The 20425-nt window shown below is 41.9% G+C and carries 9 protein-coding genes; 2 read left to right on the top strand and 7 right to left on the bottom strand.

The features are described from left to right. Positions 1-22 precede the first annotated feature (22 nt). The 7 genes from ABEG20_RS00970 to ABEG20_RS00940 form a co-directional block, all read right to left on the bottom strand. Entirely contained in the window at positions 23-1783 is a 1761-nt protein-coding gene (locus ABEG20_RS00970) for a RagB/SusD family nutrient uptake outer membrane protein (RefSeq protein ID WP_406825553.1), read from the bottom strand. A gap of 18 nt (positions 1784-1801) precedes the next feature. Next, complete coding sequence (locus ABEG20_RS00965) at positions 1802-4678, bottom strand: SusC/RagA family TonB-linked outer membrane protein (protein ID WP_406825552.1); 2877 nt, start codon at positions 4676-4678, stop codon at positions 1802-1804. 27 nt (positions 4679-4705) lie between these two features. Further along, positions 4706-6589 (bottom strand): RagB/SusD family nutrient uptake outer membrane protein, encoded by a 1884-nt coding sequence (locus tag ABEG20_RS00960; protein WP_406825551.1) that lies wholly within the window; start codon positions 6587-6589, stop codon positions 4706-4708. 10 nt (positions 6590-6599) lie between these two features. Beyond that, positions 6600-9692 carry a SusC/RagA family TonB-linked outer membrane protein gene (locus tag ABEG20_RS00955; protein ID WP_406825550.1) on the bottom strand — a complete coding sequence of 1031 codons (3093 nt, stop codon included), beginning with the start codon at positions 9690-9692 and terminating at the stop codon, positions 6600-6602. A gap of 715 nt (positions 9693-10407) precedes the next feature. Then, positions 10408-10551: a hypothetical protein gene (locus tag ABEG20_RS00950; protein ID WP_406825549.1), complete on the bottom strand. Its 144-nt coding sequence runs from the start codon at positions 10549-10551 to the stop codon at positions 10408-10410. Positions 10552-10775: 224 nt separating this feature from the next. Beyond that, positions 10776-14951, bottom strand: a complete 4176-nt coding sequence (locus tag ABEG20_RS00945) for a two-component regulator propeller domain-containing protein (protein WP_406825548.1) — start codon at positions 14949-14951, stop codon at positions 10776-10778. A 208-nt stretch (positions 14952-15159) separates the two neighbouring features. Next, positions 15160-16260: an endo-1,4-beta-xylanase gene (locus tag ABEG20_RS00940; protein WP_406825547.1), complete on the bottom strand. Its 1101-nt coding sequence runs from the start codon at positions 16258-16260 to the stop codon at positions 15160-15162. Between the two features lie 295 nt (positions 16261-16555). On the opposite strand from ABEG20_RS00940, the gene ABEG20_RS00935 reads away from it, so the two are divergent. Both ABEG20_RS00935 and ABEG20_RS00930 read left to right on the top strand, forming a co-directional pair. Continuing rightward, positions 16556-17644: an endo-1,4-beta-xylanase gene (locus tag ABEG20_RS00935; RefSeq protein ID WP_406825546.1), complete on the top strand. Its 1089-nt coding sequence runs from the start codon at positions 16556-16558 to the stop codon at positions 17642-17644. 108 nt (positions 17645-17752) lie between these two features. Continuing rightward, complete coding sequence (locus ABEG20_RS00930) at positions 17753-20383, top strand: glycoside hydrolase family 3 C-terminal domain-containing protein (protein WP_406825545.1); 2631 nt, start codon at positions 17753-17755, stop codon at positions 20381-20383. Positions 20384-20425: the final 42 nt, after the last annotated feature.

The following is a 20425-nucleotide window of genomic DNA, read 5'->3' as shown; positions in this document are numbered from 1 at the left end:
TTTTAATCCTGGTATTGATGAATTACCAGCCTGCGTTCTGGATAAGATTATTATACTTTAAAATTTCACTATAAGGTACCGGCCCGTAAATCATATACGGCTGGTAAACCCGGTTTTCTACATTGATCGGGGTAAAAGTTGTTCCGGTGATGCTTACACCCTGAGCCGCTTCGTTCAGGCTGGCATTCCATCTGCGCAGATCCCAGAAACGAAAACCTTCAAAGCACAGTTCCAGGCGCCGTTCGTTGCGGATCAGGTCTCTCATTTTTACCTGATCTGATTTGATCGATTCCAGGTAAGGGTCGTTATTATTGGTGCCTACTCCTGCTCTCCGGCGGATCGCCTTGATTACATCATATGCTGAATAGGCATTATTACTCCCATTTAAAGGGCCCCAGGCTTCATTCGCGGCTTCGGCATAGGATAAGTAGATTTCTGTGTACCGGATACGCGGATTGTAATGTTTCTGGTTAGTGGTGGATGAAGGGTTCAGGTTCACATCCTGCCTAAGCAGTTTACGCATATAATAGCCGGTACGGGTAGAAGTTTCTACTTTATTCAGCGCATCATTGGTAGGCCCGTTAAGCGTTGTATTAATAGCGCTGCCAGCTGTTCCTGCCGTACCGCCATTTACAAGGATGTATAACTTCAACCTGGGATCGCGGTTATCGTAAGGGCTTGATGCAGAAAAGCCACTATTGGCATTGGCTATCGGATATCCGTTGGCCATTGGGAATGCATTCACCAGATTTTGTGTCGGATTGATCCGGCCGCTACCAAAAAGTGTTGGCGGAAAGTTATTTCTTTCCAGGTCATTGCTGTTGCCCACATCACTCCGCCATAAAATTTCAGAAGGGTTTACACCCGAGGCCAATCCATCAATACCGGCATCTTTGTCATACCATTTGATGTCGTTCGCAGTCAGGTTTACCAATCCACCCCTCAAATTAATTACAGCGGCAGCATCATTTGCTGCTTTTTCCCATTTGGCAACCGTTGAAGGATTAAATGCAGGACTTGCAGCCAGCAATGAAGCTTTAGCGCGGATGGCTTTTGCTATACGTGCTGTTACACGTCCCCTGAAATAATAGCCAAAAACACGGTTATAGTTATCTTTTCCAACGCCCGAATATTTAGCAGGCACCTGTGCATCACTCGCGATATCCTCAAAATCGGTTGGTAGAAGTTGCTCAGCCATATCCAGATCGCGATAAATTTGCTCCATCGCCGTATCAAATGTGGCTCTCGGTTTATTAAAATCGGCATCCTGGCCTTCTGGTTGCAATACCACCGGAATACCAAGCAATTGCCCGTTATTTCCTTTACCAGCGTGCGCCTGCAGAAGATAATAATTAAACATGGCACGAAGTGCATAACCCTCTCCTTTCATACGGTCGTTAAACATGCGGTTGATATTGGGTTCAACGGCCCATTTCACCTGGTCTGTTACCGAAAAAAACAGATTGAGGTATTGTATAGCAGCACGCGAATTGGTCCACTGAGAAAGCGGGTTATTTATCGCCGTCCATTGCCCAGTAGCAATTTTCAGGTAAGCATTATTGCGGTCGTTACTTACGGCATCATCGGTAGCTACATCATTAAACGACCAACTATTGGTGGGTATGCGGGCATAACCGTTCAATAGTAAGCCCTGGGCATAGGTTGCATTGTTGTAGGTACTTTCCAGATCAAGATTATTCTCGATTTCAGGTTTTAACATATCCTTGCAGCCAACAGAGAAAAGCAGTACTGCCAAACCGATCAGAAGTTGTATTTTTTTCATATCTATTTGTTATCAGGGTTAAAACAAAGCCTTTACACCGAGGTTATAAAACCGGGTTTGAGGTGAGGTATTGACGTTAAGTTCCAGTATTTCACGTTCTGGTGCGATGGTGAGCAGGTTCATACCGCTGGCATAAATACCTAATTCTCTTACGAATCCTTTACCGAACAGGTTTGCCGGGAACTGGTAAGATAACTGCACTTTCGACAAATCAAAACGGTTCGTACTGTACAGCCAGAAATCTGAAGAGCGGAAATTATTATCGCTGCTTGCTGTAGTTAACCGTGGATAGGTCGCTGTAGCTTGTGTTTCAGGAGTCCAGCGATCTCTAACTACTACGGAATATTTATCCTCGCCATCTACCCAGAAATAACTACTGTTTTTCATGGCTTTGGCACCATAACGGCCAGTACCCAATACAAAAAGCGTTATATTTTTCCATTTCGCTGTCAGGTTAACACCCAAGGTCATTGGTGCTCCCATCCATCCACCTTTACCCAGGTAAACTTCATCCCTGGTATCAATAATACCATCACCATTCTGGTCTTTGTATTTTAAATCTCCGGGTTTAACCTGGCCAAAAGACTGGGCGGGCGAGGCAGCTATATCAGCATTGCTGGTAAAAAAGCCCATACTTTGCAGTCCCCAAAGGGCATCAAGTGGTTTTCCTGTACGGTTCAGGTAATCAAACTGGTAAGATTCGGCACGTTTGGTCGCTTTGGTATCGTAATAGGTACCTGTTACCCCCAGGGTCCAATCTACCTCTCCGATTCTTTTATTCATCCTGATGCCAAAATCGAATCCTCTGCGCTGATCGTTATCGTAGTTTACATAAGGGATATCAGAATATACCGGAAATCCTGTAGTAAGATAGGAAGGATAAAGCACACCTGGCTGTACTACATTGCCACGCATTTGACTGAAAAATGCAGAAGCCGTAAAGTTGATCAGGTTTTTATATAATGATCCTTCCAGACCAAGGTTAATTTCTCTTCTTTGCGGAAACTTTAAATTAGGGTTATCTCCTCTCCGGCGGTCAAACGTATGAACCAATCCGCCATCACGCCAGCTGTACCAGGCCGCATCATTATAAGTAAAGTAGCCCTGGTAAAGGTTATAATTGTTAATATCAAGGTCGGTATTTAGGATTCCTGCTGAAGCCGTAACCTTTAACTGATCAACCATTTCAGAATTTTTAAGGAACGCCTCTTCACTAATCCGCCATCCTAAAGACAGTGTTGGCGAGAATGCACCACGGTTAGCTATTGGTAATTTTGCTGAATATACATACGCTCCACTGAAATCGGCATAGTAGCGGTGATCATAATTGTAACCCAGCTGTAAACCAAGATTGGCATTGTTGGTCGCATGATAAACCGCAGATTCGCTGATGTTAAACCCATAACCCAATAATGATCCGGTAACATTATGCTTTTGTTTAAAAGTACGGGCATAATTAAACTGGCCTGAAAAAGAGATGGTTTGGCGATATGCACTTCCGCTCACGTTCTGTACGCCCGATCTGGCATCAATGCCATACTTCGTTAAGCCCGAAATCTGGTCAACGCCGGCATAATTGTTCCAGGCCGCTTCGTAAACCGAATAGGTATTGTTATACGATTGATTAAAAGCACTGGAATAATCAACGGCAAGCATTGTTTTAAAACTCAGTCCCTGCATTAAACTGCTGAGATCAAAATTTATCCCGGTATTAAACTGGAACTGACGGGATACATTACGGTTATAGCCTCCTGCATAAATACTGGCGAAGCTGTTCGTCTGGTCTAGCTGGCTTCCGCCCAACAGGTAGCCGCCATTAATGATGTTGTTGCTGTTATTGGCTTGTGCCAGCGATGCTGCATCGCCAGGTTCGATCATGCTGATGGGAATAAGTGGTGCAAAACGGTAAGGCCTAACCGTTGCTGCACTGCCCCAATAATCAGTATTCACGCCCTTTCCGGTATAGAAACTGGCCGTAGCATCAACATTTAGGGAAATAATCTTATTCAGTTTTACATCAATATTTCCACGTATATTAAAACGGTTGGCACCACTGTTTTTTACGGCTTCACCAAAATTAAGTAACGAACCTACAGACCAGTAACCAAGGTTGGTATAATAACGCGTGCGGTTATTGCCACCTGAAATTTCTGCGGTCAAATCATTTCGTCCATAGCTGTTTCTCAGGTAATCTGAAGAATAGTAATCTACGTTAGGGTAACGGTAAGGATTTGTTCCGGAGGCATAGTTGTATATGGTCTGCTGACTGTAAAGGTCTGGCAATCCGTCATTCCGGCGTGCTTCATTATACAAGGTCATATATTCGGCAGAACCCAGAAATTGTGGATAGCTTTTCGGAACATTCAAACCGGTATTGGCCCTTACATTTACCTTTTGTTCATAATTTCCGCCTCTTTTAGTGGTAATGTACAGCACACCCTTGGCTGCACGGCTACCATAAAGCGCTACCGCATTAACACCTTTAAGTACGGAAATCTGGTCGATTTCAGTTGGCATAATGTTATTGATATCTCTCGGAATTCCGTCTACCAACACGAGGTAGCCACCCATCCCCCAAATGTTACCGTTAAAACCCGACAAAAGGGCATCGAGGTTTTCAAGGGTGGAGGTAGTATAGTTTTTTTCCAGCAATTGAGAAAGATTCAATGCGGAAACATCACCTAAAAGATCGCGTTTAGCCACCTTTCTAAATGCAACCTGTACAGAATCTACCTGAGGCATTACAAATACGGTATCTTCTGGCAGGCTTTCTTCTTTTTTAATATCGGATTTATTATTTTTTCGGATCTGCCTATTGGTTTGCGCTGATCCTGCTGCCGGCAATAAAAAGGCAACAGCGAGGCATAAGGCTGATATTATCTTGATCTGTTTCATTTCATTCGTTTGAATTAGTTTACGCCCTTACCAGCCTGGATTTTGTTTAAAATCTGCATACATGTTCACATCAGCATTTTTGAGTGGCAGCCAATAATGTTTCTGACTAAATTTTCGCTCCAGAATAACCACTTCTTTCAGATTGACCACCCGGTTAGCGGTAGGATCAGTAGTGCTGAAAGTTCCGCTACGGTCAAACTCCACCGAGGTTTTTAAAGTGTAGGGTTTCTCAATCAATAGTAGCCAGCGGCGCAGATCGTTAAAGCGGTGGCCCTCAAATGATAATTCTACGGCACGCTCTCTTCGTACTTCACCCAAAAATCCATCTACTGAAGTCAGGAACTTAGCCGCCACATTAGCAACTCCGGCCCTGGTGCGGATTACGTTGATGGCATCAACCGCTGTTTTAGAAAAACCAGGATCTTTACCTTCAGGCGAATTGTACCCCATCAGCGCAGCTTCAGCGTACATCAGGTAGATATCGGCCAAACGCATATAGGGAACATAAATATGAAGGCTATTGCCATATGAATAGCCGTTATCGTATTTATTAGCCGTGATCGGAATAAATTTGCGCAAAACATAACCAGTTCTGCTTCCGGTACTTACATCGCGGTAACTTCCGCTGGTGTATAAATTGGCATACCTGTTTTTTTCATCACTGGCGCCCATAGCACCCTGTACAAATTTTACACCGTCGAAAACGATGTCATTATAAAACCTCGGATCTCTTCCTTTCCAAGGGTATTCCGGATTGTAACCCGATTCGCTGTCGGCCTTGGTCATATCCTGGATCGGCAAGCCATTGGCCATACCATAATAATCCACATAATTAGCCGTAGGCGTAAACTTTAAATCGCCTTCTGAAATCACGACCGGTGTGTATTGCTTACTGGTTCCCCAGTTAGAATTATTGGCACTGAAAAACGGACCACGGAATAAAGTTTCTGTACTTCCGGGTAAATCCCAGTTTTGCCCGCTGGTATAAAAATTACGGTAATAATTTTTGAAATCTACCAGTGCATACTGTGTGGTACCACTTTCAGTAAGGGTAAGCAGTTCGGCAAATGCAGCAGCTGCTTTTTTACAGTATTCCGTATTGTAGCTCTTACTGCCGGTCGATTCGAAATTCATCAGCGGACTTCCGGCCCACAGGTAATTTTTACCGAGGTAACCCAAAGCCATAATTTTATTGATCCGCAATGCGTTTTTACCCAACGTACGTTTACCAGCTGTGGTATTGTCCCAGTTAACCGGTAAAATATCGGCAGCAGCCCTGAAATCTGCAGCAGCTTTGTCTGCGCATGCTTTATAGCTTAAGCGTGGAAGCGTGAGTTTTGAATCAGTAGGCAAAACGGTTTCTATATAAGGCAAGCCACCAAAATATTCCATCAGTCTGTGGTGAAACCAACCTCGGAAAAACAGCAGTTGCCCCTTGATGAGGTTTCTTTCCTCATCCGTAGCATCTGTCATCTTATCCATATTGGCCAGGCCCATGTTTACTTTACTGATCCCATACCAGGCCGCTTTCCATAGATCCTTATTAAAACGATCGTTATTGGTGCTAAAATTATTATGGTTCATCCATCCCGATCCCCAGCCATCGAATTCAGCCTGCCAGCCCCAGAAATTTCCATCATCTATTTTATGGATAAAATGAAAGTTTCCGGCGGTTGAAGTGATCTCATCTTCACCCCAATTCCAGGAGTTGGTCCAGTAGTTTGTGGTAAAATTTACAATACAGTTGTAAAGTTCTTCAGTATATCCCTGGAAATTATTAAAATTCTTAAAAGCTTCTTTCTCCGAAATCACGGTTTCATCGGCTTTATCCAGGTATTTTTCACACGAAGAAAGGGATACTGTCGACCAGATAATGGTACAACATACTAAGGTTTTGATATATTTTTTCATGATTGTAGCATTAAAAAGTAATGTTGGCCCCAATGTTAAATCGCTTTACAGTTGGATAAGCACCCTGCGATGCCCAGCCCGTTCCGGCAAAATTGGATTCCCGGTCATCGGGCATTTTGGTCCATACATACAGGTTGTTTCCGTTAACATATACCCGCAGCGATTCCATACCGATACGTTTAATGAAGCTTTTGCTTTTTTCGAAAGTGTAAGCCAATTCTGCATTTTTTAAGCGGATGTAAGATCCGTCGTACATGTAGCGGTTACCAGAAGTATAACCACTCGCGGTAGATAGCCACCTTGGCAGTGGAACATCGGCATTAGGGTTATCTTTGCTCCAGTAAGATCCCTCATTATACACCAAATGGTTCTGGCCGGCTAAACTGCTGAATACGACCTGGCGGGTTACATTGTTTACACCATAAAGCTGAACAAACAGACTGAAACCTTTCCAATCTACACCAAATGTAGCATTGTAGGTATTTTGAGGGTTTGAAGGAAAGCCATAAGGAATATTATCGTTTGAATCGATAATACCATCACCGTTATAATCGATGATGTAATAATTGCCCGGTAATTTTTGCCCGTCGTTATTGTCGTGAATAGTGCTACCATAAAGTTCATCCCAGGTATTGTAATTTCCGGCACTCACGTAAGAATAGCTCTGGCTGATTTGTTTATTAGCTCTTTTCTGGTATTCGGGTAACAATTGTGCATCATCAGCTTCGATTACCTTATCCTTTGCATGGGTATAGTTGAGGTTGGCCCAAAGTCTCCAGTTCTGTCCTAATCTTTTGTTGAAGGCCAGTTCGAGCTCATAACCTTTGTTTTCTACAATACCCAGATTGGCCACCGGTGCATCAACACCAAAATAAGAAGGAATAGCGCGGTTACCGCCGAGAATCAGGATATCGGTACGGCGATCGCGGAAAAAGTCAGCCTTTCCGGTAAACATACCTTTAAAGAAGCTATAATCAACACCAAAATTGGTTTTCTTTACTTTTTCCCAATGCACATCCGGATTACCAAGCGCCGATATTTTATACCAGGTGTACGGACTTAATTCAGACCCCTCTCCTGTTACACCAAGTTTGGTCTGACCGCCATAGGCCCACTGTGTAAGATAAAGCCATCGACCACTTACATTATCATCACCAATAGCTCCGTATGAAGCACGTAATTTAAGCATATCAACAAACTTCAGTGGTTTCATAAATTTTTCTTCACTCAACATCCAGCCCAATCCTCCTGATGAAAAGAATGCGAAACGATTTTTTGTACTGAATTTTTCGGAACCATTGTATGCACCGTTATATTCAATCATGTATTTATTGGCATAATTGTAGGTGGTACGGAATACCCAATCTTCACGGTAGTTTGGAATCTCACTACCTGTAGCTACCTCATTCCGGTTAAAAAGTCCCATGGCAGTAATATTATGGTTGGCACCTAATTTTACGGCGTAATTGAGTTGGCCCTGGTAGAATAATCTCCGTTGGGTAGACCAATCCTGCACGGTACCTCCGCTCGTGGTCCAGTTGATCCCGTTCTGAAAATCGAAGCGGTTGGTTCCGTCAAATGCCTGCTCGTAAGTGGTCAATCCGGTTTTCGGGTCGATCCATTTACTTTGTATACCATTATACAAATCATTAATCCCCCTGTTTCCTTCGATAAAAGAATTATCAAGTGCGATGGTACCTTTAAAGTTCAGGCCCTTTACCAGCGAGCCCAGGTCCTGGTCAAGTGTAAAATCGGTCGTAATCCTGCTCGTAGTGGTATAACCTACCCCACTAACGGCCAGGTTTCGGGCAGAGTTTAAACCTTTTTGCACATTCGGTGCATAATAACCCCATGTACCATCTGAATATTGTGGCATAAATACATCCGGAGCGGTGGAATAAGCAGATATCCAGTAAGAATAATCGCTGTTTGAATTGCCCCATGGACTTTTCTTCACACCACGAGAACCTGATAGGTTTACTTTAAACAGCGTAGATTTGCTTAGCTGAAAATCGAGGTTGCTTCTCACGTTTAACCTGTTAAAACCGTAACCCGGCTCGTAACCGCGATCATTTTTAAAAGTGCGGAACAAATCACCTTCATACAGGTAATCGGCATTGGCAAAATATTTCACTTTAGCGGTTCCGCCCGAAATGTTAAGGTTTACATTGTTCGACAGGGCATAATCTTTAAACAATACCTCGTCCCAATTTACATTCGGGTAGCGTTCAGATTCTGCTAAATTTGCAGGGTAACGGTATTTATAAATCGTTGCCTGAGGCAGATAATCTGCCCAGCTTTCCGGCTTAAGGGAAAGTTCATTTTCTATAGCCTGGTTCTTAATGGTCAAAGCATCATAAGAATCATATTTTCCCGGTAAACGCGATGGAGATTTAATTACATTATTGATGGTACCCCTGATTGACGCCTGCCCCTCGCGGCCACGTTTGGTGGTGATCAGGATTACCCCATTGGCACCCCTTACCCCAAATACAGCTGTTGCAGAAGCATCTTTCAGCACAGATATCGTTTCTACCGAACCGATATCAACACTATTCATTGTCCGTTCGATACCATCGACCAGGATTAGCGGACCGGTATTGTTCCATGTACTACGGCCACGGATCAGTATTTGAGGATCTTCCTCTCCCGGCATCCCGGTACTGGCAGTAGTGATCACCCCCGGCACATTACCGGTTAATGCAGCACCTATGCTCGATACTCCACCTGCACGTTCCAGTACCTTACCCGTAGTTTGTGCTATGGCAGCTACCACACTGGCTTTTTTCTGAGTACCATAACCAATTACCACCACATCGTTAAGGGCCGATTGATCTTCTGAAAGAACAATTTTAAGATTGTTTTTCCCTTTTGTAGAAACTTCCTTACTTACCATACCTACGTAGCCTATGACCAGAATGGACTGATCATTAGGTACATTAATCACAAACCGACCATCAATATCGGTTTGGGTACGGATGTTTGTCCCTTTAACAGTAACAGTAGCACCCATTATCGGGGTTTGCTTGTTATCGGAAATTGTTCCGGTTACCTTTGTCTGCTGTGCAAAAGCGATGTTAATCATCAGCACTAAGGTTAGCATTGTTAAACAACATCTTTTAAAGCGTTGCCTTTTCGAGCCCAGGTTATCCCCAGCAAAATGCAATAGTATAATTCTTTTCATTTTTCGAAATCATTTATTGAGCATGATGGGTAAAATTGATGACGTCAGTTCTATATAGGATTCTGGAACATTTCATTTCCGATAAGACGTTTCGAAAGGAAGTAGTTTTCCTAAATGGAATTTTAAGTAAATCTCTTAGCATTATTATTTGGTTAGTGTTTTTTGTAAATAGGAAGAAAAATCAGCTGATGCTTTTCTTCAATAATGATTGGTTACCCGATGTGGTAACGGTCATCCTTCAATTAAATGATTGCAGATACATTTGGTATCTTTTGATCATGTAAAGCCTTAAAAAAGCTACTATGTTGGTGGTCTCATCCAATTGGGTTTTAGGTCAATGCTTTTATAACCAGCCCTTCCGGTCTGTGTAATTTAACTTCCGTACAGTTTGTATTTTATCGGTAAATGTCTATTGGCTTTCAGATTCTCCTCACCCAATAATTTGAGCTAAAGCAATTGCAAAATTATAGCTTCGATGAATTTCAGGTTGATCTGTTATGCATCAGTACCCGCCGATAAATGGAAGTGTAAAAAAAGGGGATTTGCTTCATCTTCGCTACTTGCGGAAATTTAGAAAGAGCCTTATTTTCTATTTATACAGCAAGCCATTGCTTAGCCATTACAGCGCGCTTAGTTACTTCCCGCTTAATGGAATTAAAAATGGGTAAACTGAAATTTTGGGTTGGTATTGATTAAACATTGCCCACAGGTTTACCCCATTTAGCGGGGCAAGATCGCTTAGGCCTTCCTCATAGAAGTTGATCAATTGATTAGTCATGGTTTAAAGTTTTATTTGGTTAAGCCAAACATAGCTCTAAAACAAATCTGAAGGTTAGAATATTTGTGCATAAATCAGATACAAATGTTCTACACAGGCAAATAACTGAAAAACAAGTATTTACGTAAAATTAAAATAAATAATTGCATTAATAATCAAAACATTACATTTAGTAAAACGTTTTCCCTAGCCAAAAACAATCGATTGCATAATAGTAAAACTACTTAATTTTCCGTACCAACGGCATGGTCTGGCTTACGGTACAGGTTTAAATATTCTGAAGGTTGCATACCGAACTTCGACTTGAATGATTTGGCAAAATAGTTTGGTGTGGCAAAGCCTACCAGGTAGGCAATCTGAGAGATGTTCAGGTCACTCTTAATTAACAAAGCCGCAGCTTTATCAAGCTTTACAGAGCGGATATACTCCACCGGAGAAAGGCCGGTTAGTTCCAGCACCTTGTGGTAGAGCGAACCCCGGCTCATCCCTACATTTTTACTTAAATCTTCAACAGAGAGTTGTGAATTATTGATATTATCTTCAATATATTTCAGAATATTCTTAAGTAATTTATCACCGTGCGATTCGACCAAAATTTCAGCAGTCTCCATCTTGATCTGTTTGGTGTAAGTGTTTTTCAGGGTACGGTTAAGGAGCAAAAGGTTTTTGATTTTAATATTGAGGATATCGATATTAAATGGCTTGGTGAGGTAATCGTTCGCACCAATTTCAAGTCCGCTTAATTGCTCCTGTTCTGCGGTGAGTGCGGTTAATAGAATAACGGGAATATGTTTTGTCCTTTTATCTTCTTTTATTTTTTTACATAGCTCAATACCCGTCATATTTGGCATACTGATATCGCTTACAATAAGCCCTGGATGGTTTGCCAGTGTTTTTTGCCAGCCCTCTTTACCGTCTGCCGCTTCCACAATACGGTAATGCGCCTTCAAATTGTCTTTCAGGTATTCCCTAAGATCCTGGTTATCTTCAACCAGGAGAATGGTATGAATCTCCGCATCAGTTTCGGTCACGGCCTTATCCGAAACTTCTTCCTCAGCCTGTAAAGGGCTTTCCGGACCAGAAAAATCCAGATTAAGCTTTTCGATATGGTCCAGCAGTGGCAAAGGCAGGGCAATCATAAAACGTGTACCCTTTCCAACTTCGCTTTGTAAATCAATGGTGCCACCCTGGATTTTAACAAACTCTTTGATGATGGATAGCCCTATGCCGCTTCCCTGATTAAGAATGGAAACCTCGGTATCCGCCTGAAAAAATCTTTCAAATACTTTCTGCTGCTCTTCTTCGCTAATGCCAATTCCGGTATCGCTCACCGTGATCAGAACCGCCTCTTCCCGGCCTTCGCGTGGTGTTCTTTTTAAATCAACCGTTATGGTACCACCTGATGGCGTAAATTTAAAGGCATTAGAAAGCAGGTTGAATAAAATCCGTTCCAGCTTGTCGTGGTCAAATTCAGTTGGATAGCTATCAAACTGGGTTTGAAAGGAAAGATTTATAGATTTACGTTCGCTTAAATCGTTGAAAGATTCAATTACATCAGCAATAAAAGAAACCAGTTCGCCAGGGGCATTATTGATCTTGAGTTCATTTTCTTCAATTTTACGGAAATCGAGGATTTGGTTCACCAGGTTGAGCAATCGGCGGGCATTCCGTTTCACTATTCTAAGAGAGGCATTTTTGGCCTCATCTCCCTGTTGCGAAAGGATTTTTTCAACTGGCCCCAGGATGAGTGAAAGCGGTGTGCGAAACTCATGACTGAGGTTGGTGAGAAATTTAATCTTTAGCGAATCCAGCTCATGTAAGCGCTCGGCCTCTTTTCTATCCTGCAAAATCTGCTGTTCAATTTTTGTTTTCTCCTGAACCAGCGCAAACTTTCTCTCCAGGTTTTTGATGCCGCGGTGGCGGATGTAAAGCAAAGTACCGGCAATAGCAAGCAGGTAAAAGGCATAAGCATATATGGTTCTCCACAACGGTGGATGAACAATTATCTTTATAGAAGATTCAGTCGTATTCCAAACGCCATCATTGTTGCTTGCCCTTACATGGAAAATATATTCTCCGGGATCGAGATTGGTATAAGAAACGGTTTTAGCTGTACCTGCATCAATCCATTCTTTATTAAAACCTTCAAGTTTATAACTATAACGGTTTTGTTCCGGAGCGGTGTAGTTTACGCTTACGAAACTCAATGAAAAATTTTGCTTATAATCCAGGTCGATTTGTTTTGCAACAGAAATATGGTCGGTTATGGGGCCGTCTTCACTTGCTTCAATTACATTATTGGAGATTTTTAGCTCGGTAAAAAGTACAGAGGGGACATTTTTGTTTTTTCTAAATCCGGCCGGATTAAAGTAGTTCATCCCCTCTGCCCCACCAAAAAATATTTCACCGTCTTTACATTTCAGGGCTGCTCCCCTGATAAAGTTATTGTTCTGAACGCCATTATATATACCGTAGTTGCTAAATTTTCGGGTTTTTGGATCAAAATGGCTAATCCCTTTGCTGGTACTTAACCAAAGCTTATGATTGTCATCTTCTACAATAGCATCGACAACAGCACTGGCCAAACCATCGCGCTCGGCAAAATTGATGAACTTATTTGTCTTCTGATCCAGTAAATTCAAGCCGCCTCCCGCGGTCCCGATCCAGATCCGCCCTCCGGAATCCTCCAGAAAAGCCTGGACAATATCGCCCTTAAGGCCCGAATTAAGCTCGTTATAATGTTTAATAATGGTCTTATCGGCACTGATCATGGCCACGCCAGAACCATGAGAACCTATCCAAATGTTTGCAAACCGGTCTTCTTTAATAAAACGGATATAATTATTTAGGGGAAGTTTGCGGTCTGTAGGCGACTGTACTTTGCTGATATACCTAAAAACAACCTGATGGTTAGCATCCATCACATTAATTCCGCCACCATTGGTACCCACCCATATCAGCCCGTTTTTATCTTCGGTTATGCAAAATACATCGTCAGAATTAAGGCCAGAATTAGCATTTGTTTTCCGGTAAGATGCCGCTTTGGTTAAATTCGAATCCAGCACGATCAGCCCATAGCCAAAAGTACCCAGATAGAGTTTTTTAGCTGAATTGACAAATATAGACATGAGGGTAATCCGGGAGGGTAATCCCAATTTCTCCAGGTCTACTTTGTGAAACAGGGCCGTATTCCTGTTGAAAATACTCAGTCCGCCCCCTTCTGTAGCTACATAGATCTCCGTGTTGTTTTTAGTTGCAAATGAAGTGACCACGGGTGCATTTAAACCATATACATCGAATACATTGCTCTTAATGAGGTTAAATAGGTTGAGGTTGCTATCAAACTTATTGATCCCCTCACGGTATAAACCCAACCAATATATGCCTTCTTTATCAATATATACGTATTTTACACTGGTTCCCCTTAAGCTGTAAGGGTTCCGTGGGTTTGGCCGGTAAACCCTAACTTTTTTGGTACGGAGATCAAAAACATTAAGTCCATCTTCGGTACCCAGCCATAACTGACCGTTTGGCGCTACCGCTATACTTTGAACATTGTTATCGCTCAGTGAATTGGGATCACCCGGAAGGTGCTGATAATTCTCAAAGCCCATACCATCCGGTTTAAGCATACTTAAGCCTGAGGTTGTACCGATCCAGATATTGCCATTATCATCTTCAGCTAGAGACTTCACTATCGTTCCTGCCAGTTGCACAGGTTTATCCGCTGCAGATCCAATCCGGATAAAAGAAGAATTTTTCCGGTTAAAAAGAAATAATCCATCCTCTGTTCCTACCCACATCCTGTGTTTGCTATCTTCCATCAGGATATTAATCATGGTTGGAGGAAGTTTACCAAACTGCGCTGCAGCGATCGGAAACTTAGAAACTTTTTTGGTGTCCGGATCAAAAACGTCAAGTCCGGTAAAAGTGGCCACCCATATTTTACCCAAATAATCGCTGGTAATATACCTGATCAGGCTGTGACTAAAACCTGTTGGGCTATTTGAAGCACGGTAGTTGATGAAAGAATTTTTTCTTCTATCGAAAAGGGCAAGTGAACCGCCACTGGTACCAAACCAAAGGTTTCCTTTACGATCTTCATGAATAGCCTTAACCTCGTTAGCCTGAATACTGGTAGAATCGTTTGCCTGATATTTATAGGTGGTAAAGTTAGTGCCATCAAATTTATTTAATCCATCTTCTGTACCAAACCACATCAACCCGTACCGATCTTTAAAAATTACGGTGATGTTGTTAGAAGATAATCCGTTTTTAGAGGTTAGCGAGGTAAAACGCAATTCTGGCTGTTGCGTTTTAGGCTGTGCGGCAACATTCACAGCGTTAAAAAGCGCATAAATAAATAGAATTAATGATAGATATGCAGACCCTTTGAGCATAATTTTGTGATTTTACTGTATTAATAAAATTTAAACTTCAAAGGAGTTGAAGGGCTATATAATGCGCTAAAATCTAAGGAAGACTTAAAATTATTTGGATACATGATCTATCTGGTTTAGTGGTGGTAAGATAAAAAAACTAATTTGGTTCATCGCATTATTACCACCTGAACAATATATTTTCTTCATTCTCAGGTTAAAAAATTGATTATTCTCTAAAATCAACAACACCCCAATAGGCTTTTTTTCTTTGCAGATTCTGATCAAAAAGCAATGGATAGTTTTTTCTTGCGGGTACCGGATATTGATCCAGCCACGTAGAGCGATCTGAAAGATTCCAGAAAGTTACACTGCTGATTTCCTTTTTAAATGCCCTGAAAATAGAAAAAACCCGCGCATATTGGTCAATTTGCTTTTTTTCGAGCACTGCTGTGAGGCTATCTTGCTCACCGGGTTTCTTCGCCCTTAAATTTTTCTCCCATTGATAGATGGACATATCCAGTTCTGTAATCTGAATCTGCAGTCCAAGGGAGGCATATAATTTTAAAGATTCCCTCAATTCGGTATCACCAGGCTCAAAAATAGACCAATGCCCTTGCAAACCTACCCCGTGAATTGGCACCTTATTATCCACCAGTTTTTTAAGCATTTTATAAATCTTGGCTCTTTTTACAGGTCGTTCAGTATTATAGTCATTATAAAAAAGCAATGCATCAGGATCAGCCTCATGCGCATATTCGAAAGCTTTGGCAATGAATTCCTCTCCACAGATCTCCTTCCATAAAGAAGGCCTTAAATATTGGTCATCTTCATCGCCAATCACTTCATTTACTACATCCCACGCATATACTCTTCCCTTATACCGTGCCACAACGGCTGTAATATGATCTTTAAGCCGTTTGAGCAACAGGGCTTTATCTACCCGCCCTCCGGAGCTGTTCTTAAAAATCCAGGCCGGCGCCTGCTCATGCCAGCATAAGGTGTGCCCTCTTATTTTAAGCCGGTTATCCTGTGCAAAATTAACCAGTGCATCGGCTTCGGTCCAATTATAAACATCCTCGCGGGGATGGATGGGTTGCATCTTCATGGCGTTCTCTGGCGTTATGCTATTAAATTCTTTTAAAAGCAATGCGCCCTGCTCTCCTTTAATGGTTTGGGATGAAACCGCTACTCCAATATTAAAATAAGACTGATAATAATCTTTCAGGCCCGGATTACTTTTTTTAACTTTAGTGTAACTGCCGCAACCGGAAAAAACTGCGAAAACAGCAATAGTAAAGATGGCAATATGAAATTTAGTTGTACGCATTTATATTTGGTTGAATGGCAAAGTCGATTTTATCCCCATCACGGTAGCGGAAAAATCCAGTAAATTTAGACCTAAGTAAATACACCAGCAGTCATATTTGTCAAAAGAATAAGAACAGATGTTCAAAAAAGCACCAAATAGCTAAAAAATTAGTGAAATCAATATCCCAATAAGCAGCCAGGCAAAATGTCATAAATTCATTACATAACATTTGTTTCCTAAAATTGACGATAAGAAGCTTGGTCAGCGTAAAAAACATACGATTTTGCAACCTTATCGCCATACCCAACCAAATATGAGAAAACCGAATATCATCCCTTACCTGGCCGTCTTGTTCCTTATCACCGGAATAGTATTTAGCGCTTATAAAAGTAAGGAAGTAAGTACAAAAGGTTTGAAAGACTATTACCGAAAATATTTTCCTATAGGCGTGGCCGTTACCCCATGGGACCTCAGTGGCGATAAGCGAAATTTGATTCTAAGCCAGTTTAACAGCATCACAGCTGAAAATGCCATGAAAATGGGACCGATACATCCCATGGAAAATACCTACAATTGGAAAATGGCAGATTCTATCGCTTCCTTTGCCAGGGTAAATGGATTGAAACTGCGTGGACATTGTTTGGTATGGCATAATCAAAGCCCTCGCTGGTTATTTAAAAATGAAGATGGAAGTGTGGTCTCCAAAGAAACCTTGCTAAAAAGAATTCAATCGCACATTAATACTGTTGTAAGCAGGTATAAAAAAGACATATATGCCTGGGATGTGGTTAACGAGGTTATCGCAGATGATTCTGCCTATTTCCGGAAATCGCCTTTGTACCAGATCGCAGGCGAGGATTTTGTAGAGATGGCTTTCAGGTACGCCCACCAGGCAGACCCTAATGCCCAATTGTTTTACAACGATTATAATACAGAACAACCCCTGAAACGTGAAAAAATTTATAGAATGCTTAAAGGCCTGCTGGCTAAGGGTGTTCCGGTCCATGGCGTTGGCCTTCAGGGACACTGGTCTGTTAATAATCCGAGCCGTTCTGAACTGGAAAAATCTATTGCTCTATTTTCTTCTTTAGGACTTAAAATTCAGGTTACAGAGCTGGATGTATCGGTTTATAGCGGCAACCAGGGCGGACGGTTAATCCAGGGCAATACCGCTAGCCATACGGAACAATTTACGCCGGAAATGGAAGAAAAGCAGCTGCAACAATATAAAATGATTTTTGAAGTGCTGCGCAAATATAAAGCTAACATTACAGGTGTAACTTTCTGGAATTTATCAGACAGGTACAGCTGGCTGGATAACCGTGGCCGGAAAAATTATCCGCTGTTATTTGATCAGAATCTGATGCCCAAAAAGGCATTTTTTGAGGTAACAAAATTTTAATATCCGAAGCAGCAAGCAATTAAAATCTGAAGATCATGATCATCACCTTCATGAGCTAGAAAAGCGGACAGCTAAAAGAAATTTGAGCCATGAGTTTTTAGAAACCATATGATGAGAAAATACAACTACATTAAAAAATTATTTCTTGCAATCCTTTTCTGCAATTTCTGTGGTTTGGTCAATGCCCAGCAGTATCCGTTTCAAGACTATAAGCTTCCATTTGAAAAGCGGGTAGATGATTTGGTTGCCAGACTCACCCTGGATGAAAAGGTGATGCAAATGCTTAATGCAGCACCGGCAATTCCTCGTTTTAAAATTCCTGCATACGACTGGTGGAACGAAACCTTACATGGAGTGGCCAGAACGCCCTTTAAAGTTACCGTTTTCCCTCAGGCCATTGCGATGGCTGCAACTTTTGATCCGTCTGCGCTTTATAAAATGGCAGATTACTCTGCTTTAGAAGGGAGGGCTATTTACAATAAGGCATTGGCGCAGGGAAGAACAAATGAACGTTATCTTGGTTTAACCTACTGGACACCAAACATTAATATCTTCCGGGATCCGCGCTGGGGAAGAGGCCAGGAAACCTACGGTGAAGACCCTTATCTAACAGGCATGCTGGGCGATGCTTTTGTAAGGGGCCTGCAAGGTGGTGATCCAAAATACCTGAAGGCTGCCGCCTGTGCCAAGCATTATGCCGTACACAGCGGTCCGGAACCGCTTCGGCATGTTTTTAATACAACGGTGAGTGCCTTTGATCTCTGGGATACCTATTTGCCTGCATTTGAAAAACTGGTTACACAATCTAAAGTTGCCGGGGTAATGTGTGCCTATAACGCTTTTCAGGGCCAGCCCTGTTGCGCCAATGATCTGTTAATGACTGATATTCTGCGCAGAAAATGGAACTTTAAGGGCTATGTAACCTCTGATTGCTGGGCCATAGATGACTTTTATAAAAATCATAAAACACATCCGGATGCAGCATCGGCCGCAGCGGATGCTGTTTTTCATGGAACAGATCTGGATTGCGGTACAGAAGCCTATAAGGCACTGATCACCGCAGTAAAAACGGGCATTATTAAAGAAAAAGACATTGATGTTTCGGTAAAAAGGTTATTTATGATCCGTTTCCGCCTGGGCATGTTTGATCCTCCTTCGATAGTGAAATATGCCAATACCCCTGCTACTGTGCTGGAAAATAGCGCGCATAAAGCACATGCCCTTAAGATGGCCCGTGAATCGATGGTGTTGCTCCATAATGAATCGCATACACTACCTTTAAAAAAGAATCTCAAAAAAATCGTTGTATTGGGTCCGAATGCAGACAATGCAATCTCGGTATTGGGTAATTACAATGGAATTCCTTCCAAAATTACTACAGTTTTAGCAGGTATCCGCGAAAAAGTAGGCAAGCAGACCGATGTAGTTTACCAGCAGGCCATTTCATTCACTAATGATACGCTGCTAAGTTACCTGGATTTAAACAGCGAATATAAAATAGACGGTGTTCAGGGCTTTAAGTCAGAATATTTTAACAATATTACCCTTGAGGGAAAACCAGTATTAACCCGGACAGAACCAAAACTTGAAAACAGCTGGCAGGAAGGTGAAAAAATTGCTGATAACTTAACAGCCAATCATTTTTCTGCCAGATACAGCACCACATTTAAACCATCCACTTCGGGATCAATCACTTTTGAATTGACTGCTGATGACGGGTATCGTTTTATGATTAATGGTAAAAATGTGATTGACGCCTGGTCGAGGAACAGATGGGGCGCTAAAACTTATAAATTAGAGACCGTAAAAGATTCGGTCTACAATCTGGTTGTAGAATACTGGCAAGGCGAAGGTAGTGCAAACATCCGCTTAAAGGCTGGTACCTTTGTAAAAACTGATTTTAATGCACTCACCAAAACCCATGCAGATGCTGATGCCTTCGTATTTGTCGGCGGAATTTCGCCACAATTGGAAGGAGAGGAAATGCGGGTAGATTATCCGGGATTTAGTGGTGGGGACAGAACTTCAATCATGTTACCTGCCGTTCAGACAGCCTTGATGAAATCGCTTAAAGAGACTGGAAAACCAATTGTTTTTGTGATGATGACCGGTAGTGCCATTGCCATACCCTGGGAAGCAGAAAACATTCCGGCTATTTTAAATGCATGGTACGGCGGCCAGGCCACAGGTGAAGCCGTAGCCGATATTCTCTTTGGAGATTATAGCCCATCCGGCCGATTACCTGTTACCTTTTACGCAAGTGATCAGGACCTTGGGGATTTTAGTGATTATAGCATGAGCAATAGGACCTACCGGTATTTTAAAGGCAAACCCCTTTATGGATTTGGCTATGGGCTTAGCTATTCTTCTTTTTTATATGAAAAGTTTGTTGCTCCTGGGGTATTGAAAGCAGGCAAAGGCACAGAGGTATCGGTCATGGTGAGCAATAAAGGAAGTTTTAAGAGTGATGAGGTTGTTCAATTGTACCAAATCAATAACCAAAAATCAATCAAAGCAGCAACCAAGGCTTTAAAAGGCTTTAAGCGCATTAGCCTTGAACCAGGAGAAAGTAAACTGGTTAAATTTAGCCTAAAAGCCAATGATCTCGCTTATGTTGACCAGAATGGTTCAAAACAATTTTACAAAGGCCATATTACATTAGCTATCGGTGGCAGCCAACCAGATGAGCTCGCTCCAAAAAGCGGAAATATTATAAAAAAAGTTATCCGCGTAAACTAGGCTATAATTAAAGTAGCTCATCTTAGTCTATTTGATAAAACA

The sequence above is a fragment of the Pedobacter sp. KACC 23697 genome (genome assembly GCF_045348445.1).
GTDB lineage: Bacteria > Bacteroidota > Bacteroidia > Sphingobacteriales > Sphingobacteriaceae > Pedobacter.
The sequence above is the reverse complement of the archived record's forward strand: the minus strand, read 5'-3'. Positions and strand labels throughout refer to the sequence as shown.